The sequence below is a fragment of the Arthrobacter sp. THG-b23 genome (assembly GCF_059091265.1).
Window position 1 is genome coordinate 64,136 of the sequence record NZ_JBNHGM010000011.1, and the last position, 14,431, is coordinate 78,566.

16 protein-coding genes are annotated in these 14,431 nt (G+C 67.5%); 9 read left to right on the forward strand and 7 right to left on the reverse strand.

Annotation, left to right across the window (positions count from 1 at the left end; all coding sequences use genetic code 11):
• Positions 1-77 precede the first annotated feature (77 nt).
• The 3 genes from AC5RVD_RS15930 to AC5RVD_RS15940 form a co-directional block, all read right to left on the reverse strand.
• On the reverse strand, positions 78-392 hold the full coding sequence (locus AC5RVD_RS15930; RefSeq protein WP_494113062.1) for a DUF6504 family protein: 315 nt from the start codon (positions 390-392) through the stop codon (positions 78-80).
• A 200-nt stretch (positions 393-592) separates the two neighbouring features.
• Positions 593-1,027, reverse strand: coding sequence for an SRPBCC domain-containing protein (locus tag AC5RVD_RS15935; protein ID WP_494069112.1), 435 nt, complete (start codon positions 1,025-1,027; stop codon positions 593-595).
• 139 nt (positions 1,028-1,166) lie between these two features.
• Positions 1,167-1,874, reverse strand: a complete 708-nt coding sequence (locus AC5RVD_RS15940) for an SOS response-associated peptidase (protein WP_494069113.1) — start codon at positions 1,872-1,874, stop codon at positions 1,167-1,169.
• A gap of 166 nt (positions 1,875-2,040) precedes the next feature.
• Between AC5RVD_RS15940 and AC5RVD_RS15945 the strand changes: the two genes are divergently transcribed.
• The 3 genes from AC5RVD_RS15945 to AC5RVD_RS15955 all read left to right on the forward strand — a co-directional run bounded on the left by AC5RVD_RS15945 (position 2,041) and on the right by AC5RVD_RS15955 (position 4,179).
• A complete protein-coding gene (locus AC5RVD_RS15945) occupies positions 2,041-2,298 on the forward strand; it encodes a glutaredoxin domain-containing protein (protein WP_494080963.1) in 258 nt (85 codons plus the stop codon).
• A gap of 166 nt (positions 2,299-2,464) precedes the next feature.
• The gene (locus AC5RVD_RS15950) at positions 2,465-3,553 is read left to right on the forward strand and encodes an S-(hydroxymethyl)mycothiol dehydrogenase (protein WP_494127464.1); all 1,089 of its coding nucleotides are present in this window, start codon (positions 2,465-2,467) and stop codon (positions 3,551-3,553) included.
• Positions 3,550-4,179: an MBL fold metallo-hydrolase gene (locus AC5RVD_RS15955; RefSeq protein ID WP_494127465.1), complete on the forward strand. Its 630-nt coding sequence runs from the start codon at positions 3,550-3,552 to the stop codon at positions 4,177-4,179. Before AC5RVD_RS15950 ends, AC5RVD_RS15955 begins: the two co-directional genes overlap by 4 nt.
• 140 nt (positions 4,180-4,319) lie before the next feature.
• On the opposite strand, the gene moaA is transcribed toward AC5RVD_RS15955, so the two are convergent.
• Both moaA and AC5RVD_RS15965 read right to left on the reverse strand, forming a co-directional pair.
• Complete coding sequence (gene moaA / locus AC5RVD_RS15960) at positions 4,320-5,429, reverse strand: GTP 3',8-cyclase MoaA (RefSeq protein WP_494127466.1); 1,110 nt, start codon at positions 5,427-5,429, stop codon at positions 4,320-4,322.
• A gap of 59 nt (positions 5,430-5,488) precedes the next feature.
• On the reverse strand, positions 5,489-6,268 hold the full coding sequence (locus tag AC5RVD_RS15965; RefSeq protein ID WP_494127483.1) for a lipoate--protein ligase family protein: 780 nt from the start codon (positions 6,266-6,268) through the stop codon (positions 5,489-5,491).
• A 152-nt stretch (positions 6,269-6,420) separates the two neighbouring features.
• On the opposite strand from AC5RVD_RS15965, the gene AC5RVD_RS15970 reads away from it, so the two are divergent.
• Complete coding sequence (locus AC5RVD_RS15970; protein ID WP_494113066.1) at positions 6,421-7,044, forward strand: uridine kinase family protein; 624 nt, start codon at positions 6,421-6,423, stop codon at positions 7,042-7,044.
• A gap of 29 nt (positions 7,045-7,073) precedes the next feature.
• Here AC5RVD_RS15970 and AC5RVD_RS15975 read toward each other — a convergent pair whose 3' ends face one another.
• The gene (locus tag AC5RVD_RS15975; RefSeq protein ID WP_494113105.1) at positions 7,074-7,643 is read right to left on the reverse strand and encodes a DnaJ family domain-containing protein; all 570 of its coding nucleotides are present in this window, start codon (positions 7,641-7,643) and stop codon (positions 7,074-7,076) included.
• 360 nt (positions 7,644-8,003) lie between these two features.
• On the opposite strand from AC5RVD_RS15975, the gene AC5RVD_RS15980 reads away from it, so the two are divergent.
• The 3 genes from AC5RVD_RS15980 to AC5RVD_RS15990 all read left to right on the forward strand — a co-directional run bounded on the left by AC5RVD_RS15980 (position 8,004) and on the right by AC5RVD_RS15990 (position 10,497).
• Entirely contained in the window at positions 8,004-8,903 is a 900-nt protein-coding gene (locus tag AC5RVD_RS15980) for a ribonuclease Z (RefSeq protein WP_494127467.1), read from the forward strand.
• 109 nt (positions 8,904-9,012) lie between these two features.
• Positions 9,013-9,267, forward strand: coding sequence for a hypothetical protein (locus tag AC5RVD_RS15985; protein ID WP_494113068.1), 255 nt, complete (start codon positions 9,013-9,015; stop codon positions 9,265-9,267).
• Between the two features lie 393 nt (positions 9,268-9,660).
• Entirely contained in the window at positions 9,661-10,497 is an 837-nt protein-coding gene (locus tag AC5RVD_RS15990; RefSeq protein ID WP_494127468.1) for an aldo/keto reductase, read from the forward strand.
• Positions 10,498-10,632: 135 nt separating this feature from the next.
• Here AC5RVD_RS15990 and pdxR read toward each other — a convergent pair whose 3' ends face one another.
• The gene (gene pdxR / locus AC5RVD_RS15995) at positions 10,633-12,027 is read right to left on the reverse strand and encodes a MocR-like pyridoxine biosynthesis transcription factor PdxR (RefSeq protein ID WP_494127469.1); all 1,395 of its coding nucleotides are present in this window, start codon (positions 12,025-12,027) and stop codon (positions 10,633-10,635) included.
• 132 nt (positions 12,028-12,159) lie between these two features.
• Between pdxR and AC5RVD_RS16000 the strand changes: the two genes are divergently transcribed.
• Positions 12,160-13,047 carry a dihydrodipicolinate synthase family protein gene (locus AC5RVD_RS16000; protein ID WP_494127470.1) on the forward strand — a complete coding sequence of 296 codons (888 nt, stop codon included), beginning with the start codon at positions 12,160-12,162 and terminating at the stop codon, positions 13,045-13,047.
• A 317-nt stretch (positions 13,048-13,364) separates the two neighbouring features.
• Positions 13,365-14,306, forward strand: a complete 942-nt coding sequence (locus AC5RVD_RS16005) for an MFS transporter (RefSeq protein ID WP_494127471.1) — start codon at positions 13,365-13,367, stop codon at positions 14,304-14,306.
• Positions 14,307-14,431 lie beyond the last annotated feature (125 nt).

Below are 14,431 nucleotides of genomic sequence, written 5' to 3' on the forward strand. Positions count from 1 at the left end.
GGCTCAGGATCGGCATCCGGCGGGCTGCCGGGGCGAACCGGGGGCTGGGAGAAAGGCCGGCGGGAACCGCGGTGCCGTCAGGCGCTCAGCTCCCGGACGGCATCATGGACGCGGATCAGGCGCCAGCGTCCGGTATCCACCTGATGGGAAAGGTCCAGGGTGCGGATCTGCGACCGGCCATTCAGCCGCGCCTGCACCCGCCAGATCTCATGGTCCACCAGCCCTGCGCCCCTGCCCCGTTCCGCACGCAGTTCCTCCGCCCACCAATTGCGGCGTTCGTACCAACGCACCGGTTCCGCGACGATCCGGTAGCTCCTGCCCTGCCAGCGCAGCCGGAGCGGCTGTCCGGCAGGGGAACACACAACGTCAACTGCTTCACTGAAAACACCCATGTCCCAGTCGCCTTTCATCTGGACAACGGGTCGTAATCCCCGGCGAGCGCCCCTGCCAACACGCCCGCCGAAGAACTTGACCCTCTTATTCTATTCGAATATGTATTCGAATCCAAGATCAAGCGTAGGTTCGGGCACTGACAAAATCGGGCCGCCCCACGACGGCTGCCCAGCGTGCCGCAGTACGGCGGCCAAGGAGCCTAGACCTCGTGCTCGGCGAGGTACTTCACGTCGCCGACCAGCTTGTCCCACATCAGCTTGGAGTGTTCCGCCGCCTCGGCGGTCTCGTTGTTGTCCTGCGACAGCGTGAACTCCGTGCCGCCCGGAACTTCCTCCAGCGTCCAGACGAGACGGTGGTAGTTCTCGGGCAGGTCCTCCCGGCCGGACAGCGGGCTGAAGTGCGTGACGACCAGCCGGCGTCCGGGTTCGAACTCCAGCACCTGGCCCTTGTCCTCGTACGCTTCGCCCTCCCACTCACCCCGCCATCGGATGGGCCCGCCGACGCTCCAATCGGTCTGCACGTCGGTGCCGAACATAAATCCCCGGATGGCTTCGGGGTCCGTGATCACCGACCAGACACGGTCCGGCGGCGCCGCAATCGTCGCCGTCGAACTGGCCACGTACTGTCCGGGCATGGTTTCCTCCCCTGGTTCCCGCCTTGGCGGCGCGGGTCCGGCTACTCCATCCCAGCTTCCGGCAGCCGGGGCCGGCGCACAATGGCTGCGGGGACGCCGCTCAGGGAACGATCCCCGCTTCCGGGCCGCCGGACGGCAGTCATGCTGCCTCGTCGATAAGGTCGGGCCCGTTATTGCGCACGTTGTTGACCTTCGAACTGACCCGCCGCGGGACAAGATGCGGTTCGGGCATGGCCTCCAGCAGTTGCCGCACGTCGGCCTCGGATGTTGTTTCCGGATCCAGCCAGTCCGCATAGAGGCCGGGCGGAACGATCAGCGGTGTCCGGTCATGGATATGCCCGAGCGCATCGGCCGCCTGGGTGGTGATGATGGTGCAGGTGCGCAGCCACTTCTCCGGGTGGTCTTCGGGCAGGGCCGGGTCGGGCCAGTTTTCGAACAAGGCCGCGAAAGCCAGCGCCTCTTCGCCTTCGCCGTGCAGGTAGGTCGGGATCTTGCCGTCCTCGGTCTTCTGCCATTCGAAATACCCGTCGGCAACAAGCAATCCGCGCTTCCTGGCCGCCGCCTTGCGGAACGAGGGTTTCTCCGTCACGGTCTCCATCCGCGCGTTGATCAGGCGGGCGCCGGAGCGCGGGTCCTTGGCCCACGGCGGCACGAGGCCCCACCGGGCCACGATGAGTTTCCTGGACACTCCCTCGCCGTCGGCCTGCTTGCGGTCGATGATCAAGGGGACCTCGTCGGTCGGTGCCACGTTGTAGGAAGGCTGGATCTCTTCGACATAGGACTCATCGACGTCGAAGGAAGCCACCAGGTCTCCGGTGCTCCGGGCCATGACGTATCTGCCGCACATGCCTCCATTATGGTCCAGCCGCGCGGCCGATGTCCGGCGCGCGGCCCGAAACAGCCTCAGCCGCGCGGCGGATGCCCGGCCGGCTGCCGCCGCGCCGGCGCCGGGAATGACCGCGCCCGGTGCGACGTTGACATGTACACAAGCTTTCAGACCAGAAGGAGCCATCTTGGATTACACACCTGCTGCCGGAACCGTCACCATGTTCTCCACCACTTGGTGCGGGTACTGCCGCCGCCTCAAGACCCAGTTCGATGCGCAGGGCATCGCCTACACGGAGATCAATATCGAAGAGGTCCCCGGCACCGCGGAGCTCGTCGAGAAGCTCAACGACGGAAACCAGACGGTTCCCACCCTGCTCTTCCCGGATGGCAGCAGCGCCACGAACCCGCCGCTCTCGCTGGTCAAGGAACGCCTGGGCGTCTGACAGCGGCAGGCTCCGCCGGCGGAATTCGGACCGCGGGCCCACGGGGCGCCCGCAGTTTCCATAACAATCGTTTTGGAAATTGTGGCGCCCCTGTTTTGTTCCTAGGATGGGGCAGGACGGCCGACGACGGCCTCGCCAGACTTCGCTAGGAAGGAATCACTCCCGCATGGTTCACAAGGTTCGGGCAGTAGTGGCCCTGGAAAAGAATGCTCCGGTCTCCATCGAAACCATCCTGGTTCCCGATCCGGGCCCGGGCGAGGCGCTGGTGGACATCCTCACCTGCGGCGTCTGCCATACCGATCTGCACTACAAGCAGGGCGGGATCAACGACGACTTCCCGTTCCTGCTCGGCCACGAAGCCACCGGCGTGGTCAGCGCCGTCGGCCCCGATGTGACCGATCTTCAGCCCGGCGACCGCGTCATCCTGAACTGGCGCGCCGTGTGCGGCGAGTGCCGGGCCTGCCGGCGCGGTGAGGCCCAGTACTGTTTCAACACGCACAACGCCACCCAGAAGATGACCCTCGAGGACGGCACCGAGCTCTCCCCCGCCCTGGGCATCGGTGCCTTTGCCGAGAAGACCCTGGTGGCCGCCGGCCAGTGCACCAAGGTGGACGACGACGTCGACCCGGCGGCGGTCGGACTGCTCGGCTGCGGCGTCATGGCCGGCATCGGCGCGGCGATTAACACCGGCGAGGTTAAGCGCGGCGAATCCGTGGCCGTGATCGGCTGCGGCGGCGTGGGCATCGCCGCCATCGCCGGCGCCAAGCTTGCCGGCGCCACCACGATCATCGCCGTCGACATCGACGACAACAAGGTGGAGCTGGCCAAGTCGCTCGGTGCCACGCACGGCATCAACTCGAAGGAACAGAACCCGGTGGAAGCCATCCGGGCACTGACCGGCGGCAACGGCGCCGACGTCGTGATTGAAGCGGTCGGACGTCCGGAAACCTACAAGCAGGCGTTCTACGCCCGCGACCTCGCCGGGCGCGTGGTCCTGGTGGGAGTCCCCACGCCGGACATGAAGATCGAACTGCCGCTGCTGGACGTGTTCGGCCGCGGCGGCTCGCTGAAGTCCTCCTGGTACGGCGATTGCCTGCCGTCCCGCGACTTCCCGATGCTGGTCAGCCACTACAAGCAGGGCAACCTGGACCTGGACGCCTTTGTCACCGAGCGGATCAAGCTGGACGAGGTTGAGGCCGCGTTCGACAAGATGCACGAGGGCAAGGTGCTGCGTTCGGTGGTGGAGGTAGCATGAGCGCGGCAATCGAAAACCTGGTCACCTCGGGCACGTTCTCGCTGGACGGCGGCACCTGGGACGTGGACAACAATGTGTGGATCGTCGGCGACGCCACCGAGGTCATCGTGATCGACCCCGCACACGATCCGCAGGCCATTGCCAACGCCGTCGGCTCCCGGACCGTGAAGGCCATCCTGCTCACGCACGGTCACGACGACCACATCCGAGCCGTCGGTGAATTCCGGGACCTGGTGAAGGCACCGGTTTACCTGCACGACGCCGACCGGATGCTCTGGGACGCCGTCTTCCCGGACAGCGCACCCGACCACACGATCGAGGACGGCGACACCTTCGAGATCGCGGGGGCGCGGCTGCAGGCCATCCACACTCCGGGCCACTCCCCCGGATCGGTCTGCTTCCACCTGGCCTCGCAGAACGTGCTGTTCAGCGGCGACACGTTATTCAACGGCGGTCCGGGCGCCACCGGCCGCAGCTATTCCAGCTTCGAGACGATCATCGAGTCGATCAAGGGCCGGCTGCTGACGCTGCCGGCCGAGACCACGGTGAAGACCGGTCACGGCGATGCCACCAGCATCGGCGCCGAGGCACCGCAGCTCGACGAATGGATTGCCCGCGGCCACTGAGTAGGTCCGCGCACAGTCCGCCTGCACCGCCCGTGCCCCGCCGGATTCCGGTTCGGGTGCGGGCGGTGTGCTGTCCGGGGCCCGCTCCGCCCCGCCGGCGGTGGCGCGGTTCCGCGCGCGACGACGGTGTGGACGTCCGATCAGCCGCCGATGTAGTGCATCTCGACCCTTTGCCCGGGCCAGCCGGTGGCCGGGGGCGCCCCGCGTGGCACTCGACCGGTCCCGTCTTCGGCTGCGGCGCCCTGGGTGGCCGCGCTGCGCAGTTCGGAGTAGCGGTCCGTGCGGCTCCGCCAGACGCCGGACAGCACGCGCCCCAGTTCTTCGTCGTCAGCGCCGCCGCGCAGCAGGGCGCGCAGATCTGTTCCTCCGGTGCCGAACAGGCAGGTGAACAGCTTCCCGTCGGTGCTCAGCCGGGCGCGGGTGCAGCCGTGGCAGAACGCCTGCGTGACGCTGGAGATGGTCCCGATTTCGCCGCCGCCGTCGCGGTACCTGAAGCGGGTGGCCGTCTCCCCGGGGTACCGGGGGGTCAGCGGTTCCAGCGGAAGCTCGGCGTCGATCCGCCGCATGATCTCGGCCGACGGGACCACCTGCTCCAGGTTCCAGCCGTTGGTCGTGCCCACATCCATGTACTCGATGAACCGGACGATGTGGGGTGTGCCGTGGAAGTGGCGCGCCATGGCCGGGACGCCGCCGTCGTTCTGGCCGCGCTTGACCACCATGTTGACCTTGACCGGGCCCAGCCCCGCGGCGGCCGCTGCCTCGATGGCCTCGAGCACGGCGGCGACGGGATAGTCGACGTCGTTCATGGCGCGGAAGGTGGCGTCGTCAACCGAATCCAGCGAGACTGTCACCCGGGACAGCCCGGCCGCCTTGAGCGCCTCCGCCTTACCGGCGAGCGCCGAGCCGTTGGTCGTCATCGCCAGGTCCAGCGGACGGCCTTCGGGCGTGCGGAGCTCGGCCAGCCCGGCGATCAGGTCTTCGATCCCCCGCCGCAGCAGCGGTTCGCCGCCGGTCAGCCGGAGCTTTTCCACCCCTTCCGCGGCTGCTATCCGGGCCACCCGGACGATCTCGTCGAAGGTCAGCAGCTGGTCCTTGGGCAGGAAAACGAAGTCGCGTCCGAATACTTCCTTGGGCATGCAGTAGACGCAGCGGAAGTTGCACCGGTCGGTGACGGAGATCCGCAGATCCCGCAGGGGCCGGCCCAGTGCGTCGTTGAGGGTGTGCGGACCGTGCTGCGCTGGCCCGTCCATGGTGTGCCTCCGCTGCCGGGACTCGAGGTCCCCTCCAGACTAGGCTGGCCGGGCGTCGACTACAACGGGGCCGGTTCCGGGACCCGCAGGCGCGCCAGCAGGTCGGGAAACGCGCCGTCCGCCACTTCAGCGTAGCCGGCGTACGCCGCCCGCAGCGCCTGCTCCACCGAGTCCACGCCGAGGCCGGGCAGCAGGTCCTCGGCCGCGCCGGCTGTCGCCGGATCCCATTCCAGGCCGAGTGCGTCATAACTGGCCGTGAGCACCTCGCGCAGCGGCGCCGAGTCCTCCACCACCACGACGGAAGAAAACAGCCAGGCGCCGGCGACGACCCGCTGCGCGGTGCCCACCAGCTTGACCCGGCGCAGGGGATCAACCGGGAACGCGCCGTGAACGCTGAACTCGCCCGGGCAGTACTCCCCCGGGATTTCTCCGACGCCTGCCTGCAGCCCGGTTGCCCGCAAACCGCCGGCGATAAGCTCACCGAACCGGCCGAAACGCTGCTTCGCGCCGGCAATGGCGTCTGCCAGCGGCTCCACATGGTCCAGCACCAGGCAGCCGTCGTGGTACGCCGCGGCACGGCCGCCCGCCTTGCGCACCAGCGGCTCGAATCCAAGGTCGCGGCAGCGGCGGGCTGCCTCCTGGAAGCCGGGCAGGTGCGCGTCCCGCTGCCCGAACGCCACCGTGGGTGCCGGACGGTAGACGCGCACGGTAGCGCCGAGCCGTCCCTGCTTGGCCGCGGCCAGCAGTTCCAGTCCAAACTGCAGGTCCGCCTCCGCGCCGAAAGAATCCGGCTGGCGGACCCAGTCAAGCCCGCCAAGGCCCTGCGCCGACTGCTCCAAAGTGATGCCTGCTTCCTGAACCTGCTGATCCGCGCCGCCGGTCCCGGCGGATGCCCCTGCCATTTTACGGTCCGGGGCCGTAAAGTGCCGTCCGCGCCGAGTCCGGGCATTCGAGGACCTTGCCACGGTGCCGGACACGGAATAATAGCCATGTGACTTCTCCCCAAACCCCGCTCGTGCTGCTAGGCGGCGTCTCCGGTTCCGGTAAGTCCTACCTGGCGGCGCGGTTCGGCCGTCCGCATGTGGAGCTCGACGCGTTTTATCGGGAGATCAGCGAGCACACCGGGGCGTCCCCCATGCCGCTCACCCCGTACGGGGAGATCGACTGGGACCATGCCGACACCTGGAACAGCGGCGCCGCGGCCGGCGCCATAATGGAACTGTTGGAGACCGGCAGCACCCGGATCCCCAACTACTCCATCGCCACCTCCAGCTACAGCGGGCACCGCTCCGTGGAACTCGCGGAGGGGCCGGTGATTGCCGAGGGCATCTTCGCCGACGCCGTGCTCGGTCGGCTGCGCGGCCTCGGGGCGGAAGTTGACCCCGTCTTCATCAGGGTCTCCCCCATCACGACGGCGGTGCGCCGCCTGGTGCGCGACCTGCGGGAGCACCGCAAGCCGCTGCCGTTCCTGCTCAAGCGGGGCTGGGCGATCTTCCGTTCCGAGCGCGCCGTGCGCGACCGTTATGTGGCGGCCGGTTTTCGCCCTGTCCCCAAGCGGCAGGTGAAGAGAGAGCTGGCCGCCCTGCGCCGGACACCGGCCGCCCAGCGGAAGTAGCGCGCCAACCTCTGAAGTAGCGCCCCTGCCTATTCGGTCACGTCCCACATCCGGCGCCACCACGGCCGCTTGGGCTCGGGCTCCGGTGCCTCGCGTGCCGCCTCGGCTGCCCTGGCTGCCCGGCGTTCGCGCCAGCGTTCCAGTTCATACTCCACGTCCCGCGTTTTGGTGATCACCGGCGGACCGCCCTGCAGCTGGCGCCGCGCGTTGACCACCCTGGCGTTGAAGTCCTCCAGGATTTCGCGCACCCGCCGGTCCGAGATCTGCTGGTCCAGCCGTCCGTCCAACTCGGCGTCCTCGGTACGCAGCAGCAGGGCTTCGGGGCCCAGACCGGTGAGGTTCTCGCGCTCGATCAGCCCCTTGAGCCACCAGTCGGGGTCGTACCCGTTGCCCAGGTTGGGGATCGGCTTGCCGGCGTATTTCAGGTCGTCGAACTCCCCGCGGGCCATGGCCTCCCGGATCAGGTAGTCCGCGCGCCGGGAGGTGTCCAGCTCCCGGATCTTCCGGTGCTTCTCCTCTTCGGCCTCGGCTCGCTCCTCTTCCTCCGCGTCGGCCGGCCCGCGTTCCCGTGAAGCCCGCAACTCCGCGGCGCGTTCCATCCGCCGGCCGTTGTCACCCGCTGCCCTGCTATTCACTCGTCCGACACCGCCTCCAGTACGACCTGCCCGCATGCTCAGCCACCGGGCCGTTCCTGACATTTTCCCAGCCCGGTTACCGGGCAGCAATGCGTCCCCGCCCTTCATGCGGCCGTTCGACGGGTCTGCGGCCGCTGCGCGCCGGTGCGGCCACTCCGCGCCGGTCCAAGCCGGTCCCCTCCACCCGCGCCACTCCGCGCCGGTCCGCGCCGGCCCCCTCCACCCGCGCCACTCCGCGCCGGTCCACGCCGGTTCGCGCCGGTCCGTGCCTGCCCCCTTCCCAACGGTGGCCGCCGGAGCCTTCGCAATGGCAGACTCGGCGGCATGCGCGAATTCGTTGTCCTGGGCACCGCCTCGCAGGTTCCGACCCGGACCCGCAACCACAACGGCTACCTGCTGCGGTGGGACGGCGAGGGCCTGCTGTTCGACCCGGGTGAGGGAACGCAGCGGCAAATGATCCTGGCCGGGGTTTCGGTCAGCCGGATCACACGCATCTGCCTCACGCATGTGCACGGCGACCACTGCTACGGACTGCCCGGCGTGCTCTCGCGCATGGTTTTGGACGGCGTGGAGCATCCGGTCCACCTGCACTATCCGGCCTCCGGCGGGGACGTGGTCCGGGGTCTGGTCTCGCTTGCCTCCCCGGGACTTGACCTTCGCCTGCACCCGCACGGCGGCGCCGGGGCCATAGCCGACGGCCTCGAGGTGCGTCCGCTGGACCACCGGATCGAGGCCTACGGGTACCGGCTGGTCGAACCCGACGACCGCACCCTGCTGCCCGACCGGCTGGCTGCGGCCGGGGTTTCCGGCCCCGACGTCGGCCGCCTGCAGCGGGAAGGAACCTTGCATGGGGTGCGGCTGGAGGAGGTCAGCGTGCCCCGGCCGGGACAGCGCTTCGCCTTCGTGATGGACACCGCGCTCTGCGCCGGCGCGGAGGAACTCGCCGATGGCGCTGACCTGCTCGTGGCGGAGTCCACCTTCAGCGACGACGACGGAGCCCTGGCAGTTCGGCACCGCCACCTCACCGCTGGACAGGCGGGTGAACTCGCTGCCGGCGGCGGCGTGGGCACACTGGTGCTCACCCATTTTTCCTCGCGCTACGCCGACGTGGTCCCGCTTGAGGAGCAGGCGAGGGCCCGCGCCGGAGGGGCAGAGGTGGTTGCGGCCAAGGACCTGGACCTGGTCCCGTTTCCCCAACGCCGGCGGATTGGTCCTCGGCGATGACCCGCCGATGTGCCACGTTTTCGGGCTGTGGGCCTGTTTCCCTGTCGGCTCGAACGGGTTACGGTGGCAATCTAGGCGCAAACTGGATCACCGATCGAAGGAGGCTGCAATGAGCGAGCAGAACCGTCCGGAGGACGAACAGAACCTGCCGGATCCCGAGCTGAACATTCAGGGTGAAGACCCGGTCATCCCGGATGAGGGCGCCGACGCGATCCCGCCGGAACTTGTTGACGCCGGGATCGATACGGACTCCGAGCGTCCCGTGGACGAGACTCTGTCCGACCCGCTCGAAGGCGGGATGGCGGACGACCGGCTGGGAGCCCCACTGGAGGATTTCGACCCGGATGAATCGCCGAGCCAGTAGGCGCAAACGAAGCCCCGCAGATTAACTGCGGGGCTTCACTGGTTCCGTACGGTTTCGGCTACGTGGTCCGGTCTCTGGCTGGTTCTTCCACTGTCGACTTGTCGAGGAAGGCAATCACTTCGGAGTCATCAGACTTCGTCCAGGTTTCGCTCCCGGTGTCCTTGTCTTCCCGGCGGGTTTCCGGCGTCTGCGCGGTTTCCCTGCGGAAACCCCAACGGGAATCCTTATTCGAGGCGTAGCACATCTCGAACCTCCTTTATATCGGTCCCTTAATCGTCCTCCGGTCGCCGTCGGATGCCAAGGGCCGCTCGCTCGCAGATTCAGGGACGCAGGGTGCGGACTTTCGTCTCTGAACGATCGTTTCTGCGGGCCCCGAAGACTAGAGTCTCGTCCATGGCGGCCGAGCAGAAGACAGCGCTTAACAACGGTGTGTGGATAGACCGGCTCGGCTTCGGCACGGCCAGGATTCCGCCGCCGGAGACCGCCGGGCTTTGCTATCGCGCTTTGCAGGCCGGTTTCCGCCATATCGATACCGCGGCGCTGTATGGCAACGAGCAGGGGGTGGGTGAGGCCGTCCGCAAATACACGGCCAGCGGGCTGGCCTCACGCGAGGAAATCTTTGTCACCACCAAGGTTTACAACCATAACCACGGCCATGACCGGGCGCTCCGAGCCTTCGAAGATTCGGCCCGGCAACTGGGGCTCGACTACATCGACCTGTATTTGATCCACTGGCCCCAGCCTAAGCGTGGTCTGTTTGTGGAAACCTACAAGGCGCTCGAGCGCCTCTACCGTGAGGGGCGCGTTCGGGCGGTAGGCGTTTCGAACTTCCTTCCGAAACATCTCGAACAGCTGCTCCACAACGCCGACCTCGTCCCGGCGGTCAACCAGATCGAGTTGCACCCGTGGTTCCAACAAGCGGAACTGCGGGAATTCAACGCCGCCCTCGGCATCCGCACCGTGGCCTGGAGTCCCCTGGCCCGGGGAGCAACGCTGGAGGATCCTATCGTGGTGGACCTGGCCCGCGATCTGGGCAAAACCCCTGCACAGGTGGTCCTGCGCTGGCATCTCCAGCTGGGCAATATCGCCATCCCCAAAGCCACCGGTCCCCGCATTGCGGAGAACTTCCGTGTCTGGGACTTTAGCCTGAACAACACCGCCATGGAGCGCCTGGCCCGCCTCGACCGCAGGGACGGCCGGATCGGCTCCCACCCTGATCAGATCAACTGAGACGAGGAGTTGCTGCCCACGTGCGGGAACGAAAGCGCTCCTTCCCCGTCGCATCAGCTCACGCGGCGAGGAGGCCCCATCCAGTCTGGCGTCTCGACGGATAGGTACCGGTTCATGGGATGGCAGCCGCAGCGGTCAGCGCGCACTCAGCAATTCGACGATGACGTCAAGGGCTTTGGTGAGCTGAAGATCGCTGGGGGCGCCGTACCCGATGACGAGCCCGTTCTCGGGCGCGCGGTCGGCATAGTAGGCGGCCAGTGTCACCAGGCGGACTCCCCGGCGAAGAGCCTCGTCGGCCAGTTGAAGGGCGTCCTTTCCCTGGAAACGCAGTACTGCGTGAAGTCCGCCGTCGAGGGCAGCAAGGTGAAGGTCCGGGCGGGCTCCGAGGCGTTCCAGTAGCAAAGCCCTGCGGTGCGCGTACTGGCGGCGGGCCCGGGTAATGTGCCGTGCCAGGCCCCCGGCCTGGATGTAGTGGGCAAGGGCCGTTTGCAGGATACCGGCGACCGGTGTGTCCAGGTCTTCGCGGATGGCCTTCAGCGCGCGGCCTGATTCCCCGCGGACCACGAGGTAGCCGCACCGCAGCCAGGGACTGAGGGACTTGGAAAAAGTCCCGAGCAGCGCAACATCGGCTGTGGATGGAAGCGAAGCAACGGCAGGCAAAGGCATCCTGCGGTGGCGGAATTCACTGTCGTAGTCGTCTTCGAGGACGAGCACACCGTGTTCGGCTGCCCAGTTCAGAAGATGCAGCCGTTCCTGCACGGGCATGCGGCCGCCGAGCGGGTACTGGTGGCTCGGGGTGATCAGCACGGCGTCCGGCAGCCGACCAAGGGACGCCAGCTGGGCGGCCTTGAGTCCGTCGTCGTCGACGGGCACTGTTTCCACCACGGCACCGGCAGCGGCCATGACCCGTCGTGCCGTTGGATACCCGGGATCCTCGACAAGTATGCGGGGATGCTCTCTGCGGCTTCGAAGGGCGGCCACGGCCAGATGCAGGGTGTCGCTGGTACCGGCGGTAACGATGACGTCATCCGGTTCGACGGCCAGCCCCCTGGATGCGGCCAGGTGCCCGGCGACCTCCTTCCGCAGGGTGTCGGTCCCAAGAGGTGGCGGCGGGTGTGTGGGTCCCTGTTCGGATACCGCCTTGCGCCAGGCAGTGTGCCACTCGCGGTCGCGGAAGGGCGTGGACGAGGGACGTCCCGGCGTGAGGTCGATGATCGGACTGCTGCCCTGAAGGTGCGGGACCGGGCGTTCCTCGTTGGCAGGGTGTTGAACGTCCGGGCGGAGCGCGACCCTGGTTCCACCGGCACCGTAGCTTTCCAGGAATCCCTCACCGGCCAGCTGCTCGAACGCCCGGACCACGACCCCGCGTGAAATGCCGAGCTCGGAGGCCATCCTGCGAGTTGCCGGGAGCGTGTGCTCTGGCCCCAGCAGCCCGCCGAGGATGGCCCTGCGGAGTTGGTCGGCCAGTTGGGCGGTGAGTGGAGCCGGAGCATTCCTGTCGAGTGTGAGCGGAAGTTCGGCCTCTCCCATATGGACCTCCTGATTCCACCTTTCTTGGACCTAGTGTAGGACCAAGGCGCTTGCCACCATGGAAACCGCAACCAGACGCCCACGCCGCTGCTCCGCTTTTACCCAGCCGAGAGCCGGATGAAAGAAGGACTCATGTTTGACGGACTCTGCGCTTTCCCCCTCACACCAGTTGTTGATGACCGCATCGAGGTGAAGGCCGTTGCTCTATTGGTCTCCCGGGCCGCGAGAGCCGGCGTGAACTCCCTTGGCGTGCTCGGCTCCACCGGAAACTACGCGTACTTGTCCCGGGAGGAACGCCGCGCCGTACTTGAAGCCGCTGTCGATGCCGCCGACCGGGTCCCGGTCATCGCTGGAGTGGGTGCGGTGCGTACCCGCGATGTCCTGGCGCATGTTGAAGATGCCCAGGCAGCAGGGGCTTCAGGATTGCTGCTGGCCCCGGTGTCGTACCAACGCCTGACGGAGGAGGAAGTCTTCAGCCTGTACCAGGACGTCTCGGCGGCATCCTCGGTACCCATCGTCGTCTACGACAACCCAGGCACCACCGGGTTCACGTTTTCCGATGCCCTGTATTCGCGCATTGCCGACATCCCGGCCATTGCCTCCATCAAAATCCCGCCTCCCCCACCGGGGCAGGCTCCTGCACGCCTGAGGGAGTTGCGCTCGCTGCTGCCGGAACGCATATCGGTAGGTATCAGCGGCGACTGGTCCGCTGCTGAAGCGCTGCTCGCCGGCTGTGACGTCTGGTACTCGGTGATCGCCGGCGTCCTTCCCGAAACGGCCAAGGTGATGGCGGATCATGCGTTGGCTGGCCGCAGCGACCGGGCCCTGGAAGCGTCGGCGAACCTCGAGCCCCTATGGTCGCTCTTCCGGACGTACGGCAGCCTGCGCGTTACCGCAGCAATTGCAGAGCAACTCGGGCTGATTTCCTCACCCAGCCTGCCGTTGCCGCTTCACGGTCTGGACAGTGAAGGCAGCCTGAAAGCCGCTGACGCCATACGCCGGTGCGGACTTCAGGCGTGACCAAAGGCCTCCTGATCCTGGTTTAGGCGGCAGGTCCAATGAGTCTTCCAAGCCGTAGCGTCCCTGCCCGCACGCGCAGTCGAGGCACCGATGTGCCCGAGGGGCTTGCCCGCTATGTCGTGGCAGCCACCTTGGCCCGCGGCGCGGACGGGGGCGCGGTGGTTGCCATCATCCTTCTCGTGGCGACGAGTGGGGCGCCAGGATGGCTGGCCGGCCTTCTTGGTGCCTGTATTACCGCGCCACACATGTTTGGTCCCTTCGTCGCCCGATGCCTTGATACTGCCCGCGACGGCCGTTCCGTTATTGCCCTGGCCTGTATGGCCCACGGGGTAACGCTCGCGGCGGCTGTCCTGCTGTATCCGGTGACCTGGCCAGTCATCACCGGGGTGCTGCTGGTCGCTTCCGGATTAGTTGGTCCGCTGCTGACCGGGGGGATCAGCAGTCGGCTGCCGGCCATAGCGGGGCCGGGAAGATCCAGCCAGCGCCGCGCCCAAGGCTGGGACGTGGCCACCTACGGTATTGGCGGCACGATCGGGCCCTCCCTTGTTGCCGCGGTTTCGGCGTGGTCAGGCCCCGCGGTGGCAGCGCTGATCCTGGCCGCGGCCACGTTTGTTGCTGCAGCGGTAATCAGGCTCCTGCCATATTCCCCGCCAGCTGCCGCAGCCTCGGAGGTCCCCCAGCCGGGACGGACACTGGTGATGATGTTATCGACGGGTCCTCTGCGCCGAACACTCTATATGACGGTTGTCGTCGCCCTGTCGGTTGCGGTGCTGCCCATCACGGCGGTAGCCTCCACCGGCGAACTCGCCGTCGAACCTGCTGCAGCCGGCGTCCTTGCCGCGGCATATGGGCTCGGTGGCCTGGCCGGTTCAGCCGGCGTGATGGTCCGGCCGATGCAGGCCGACGCAGACCGACTGATGACGTGGCTGGCGGCCGGGGTAGGTGTAACCCTGGCCGGGGCGGCATTTGCCGGCAACTTCCCTGCCGCAGTGGCGACCTACTCCTTGGCCGGGATCGCGAACTCGTACTTTTTCGCCGCTACCCTGGCCGCCCGCAGCGAATATGCACCGCCGGAGGCACGAGGCCAAGTGTTCGTGTGGGTCGGAGCCCTGAAGATCACTGCCGGTTCGGCAGGAACGGCTGTGGCCGGTGCCGTCGTTTCGCACGCCACCCAGTTGCCATTGTTCCTGGCAGTGGCCATCATTACGGCCGCCGTGGGCGCGTCAGTCCTGGACCGCCATGCCAGCGCGAAGGTGTGAACCAAGGCCCGGTCAGCGCACGGCTTCGCCACACTCGGCACACACGTGCGGTGCTCGCCGTCGGCGGCGCTGGAAGGTCAAAGGGGCGCAAGACTCGGCGGCCAAGCTCGGTGGAGAGCCGATGC

Bases quoted from the DNA above. Each gene is read 5' to 3' on its own strand.
- moaA (WP_494127466.1), bottom strand. From the start codon at position 5,429: ATGGACGGGCCAGCGCAGCACGGTCCGCACACCCTCAACGACGCACTG.
- AC5RVD_RS15940 (WP_494069113.1), bottom strand. From the start codon at position 1,874: ATGTGCGGCAGATACGTCATGGCCCGGAGCACCGGAGACCTGGTGGCT.
- AC5RVD_RS16000 (WP_494127470.1), top strand. From the start codon at position 12,160: ATGTTTGACGGACTCTGCGCTTTCCCCCTCACACCAGTTGTTGATGAC.
- AC5RVD_RS15930 (WP_494113062.1), bottom strand. From the start codon at position 392: ATGGGTGTTTTCAGTGAAGCAGTTGACGTTGTGTGTTCCCCTGCCGGA.
- pdxR (WP_494127469.1), bottom strand. From the start codon at position 12,027: ATGGGAGAGGCCGAACTTCCGCTCACACTCGACAGGAATGCTCCGGCT.
- AC5RVD_RS15950 (WP_494127464.1), top strand. From the start codon at position 2,465: ATGGTTCACAAGGTTCGGGCAGTAGTGGCCCTGGAAAAGAATGCTCCG.
- AC5RVD_RS15990 (WP_494127468.1), top strand. From the start codon at position 9,661: ATGGCGGCCGAGCAGAAGACAGCGCTTAACAACGGTGTGTGGATAGAC.
- AC5RVD_RS15975 (WP_494113105.1), bottom strand. From the start codon at position 7,643: ATGGAACGCGCCGCGGAGTTGCGGGCTTCACGGGAACGCGGGCCGGCC.
- AC5RVD_RS15985 (WP_494113068.1), top strand. From the start codon at position 9,013: ATGAGCGAGCAGAACCGTCCGGAGGACGAACAGAACCTGCCGGATCCC.
- AC5RVD_RS15935 (WP_494069112.1), bottom strand. From the start codon at position 1,027: ATGCCCGGACAGTACGTGGCCAGTTCGACGGCGACGATTGCGGCGCCG.
- AC5RVD_RS16005 (WP_494127471.1), top strand. From the start codon at position 13,365: ATGGCCCACGGGGTAACGCTCGCGGCGGCTGTCCTGCTGTATCCGGTG.
- AC5RVD_RS15955 (WP_494127465.1), top strand. From the start codon at position 3,550: ATGAGCGCGGCAATCGAAAACCTGGTCACCTCGGGCACGTTCTCGCTG.
- AC5RVD_RS15980 (WP_494127467.1), top strand. From the start codon at position 8,004: ATGCGCGAATTCGTTGTCCTGGGCACCGCCTCGCAGGTTCCGACCCGG.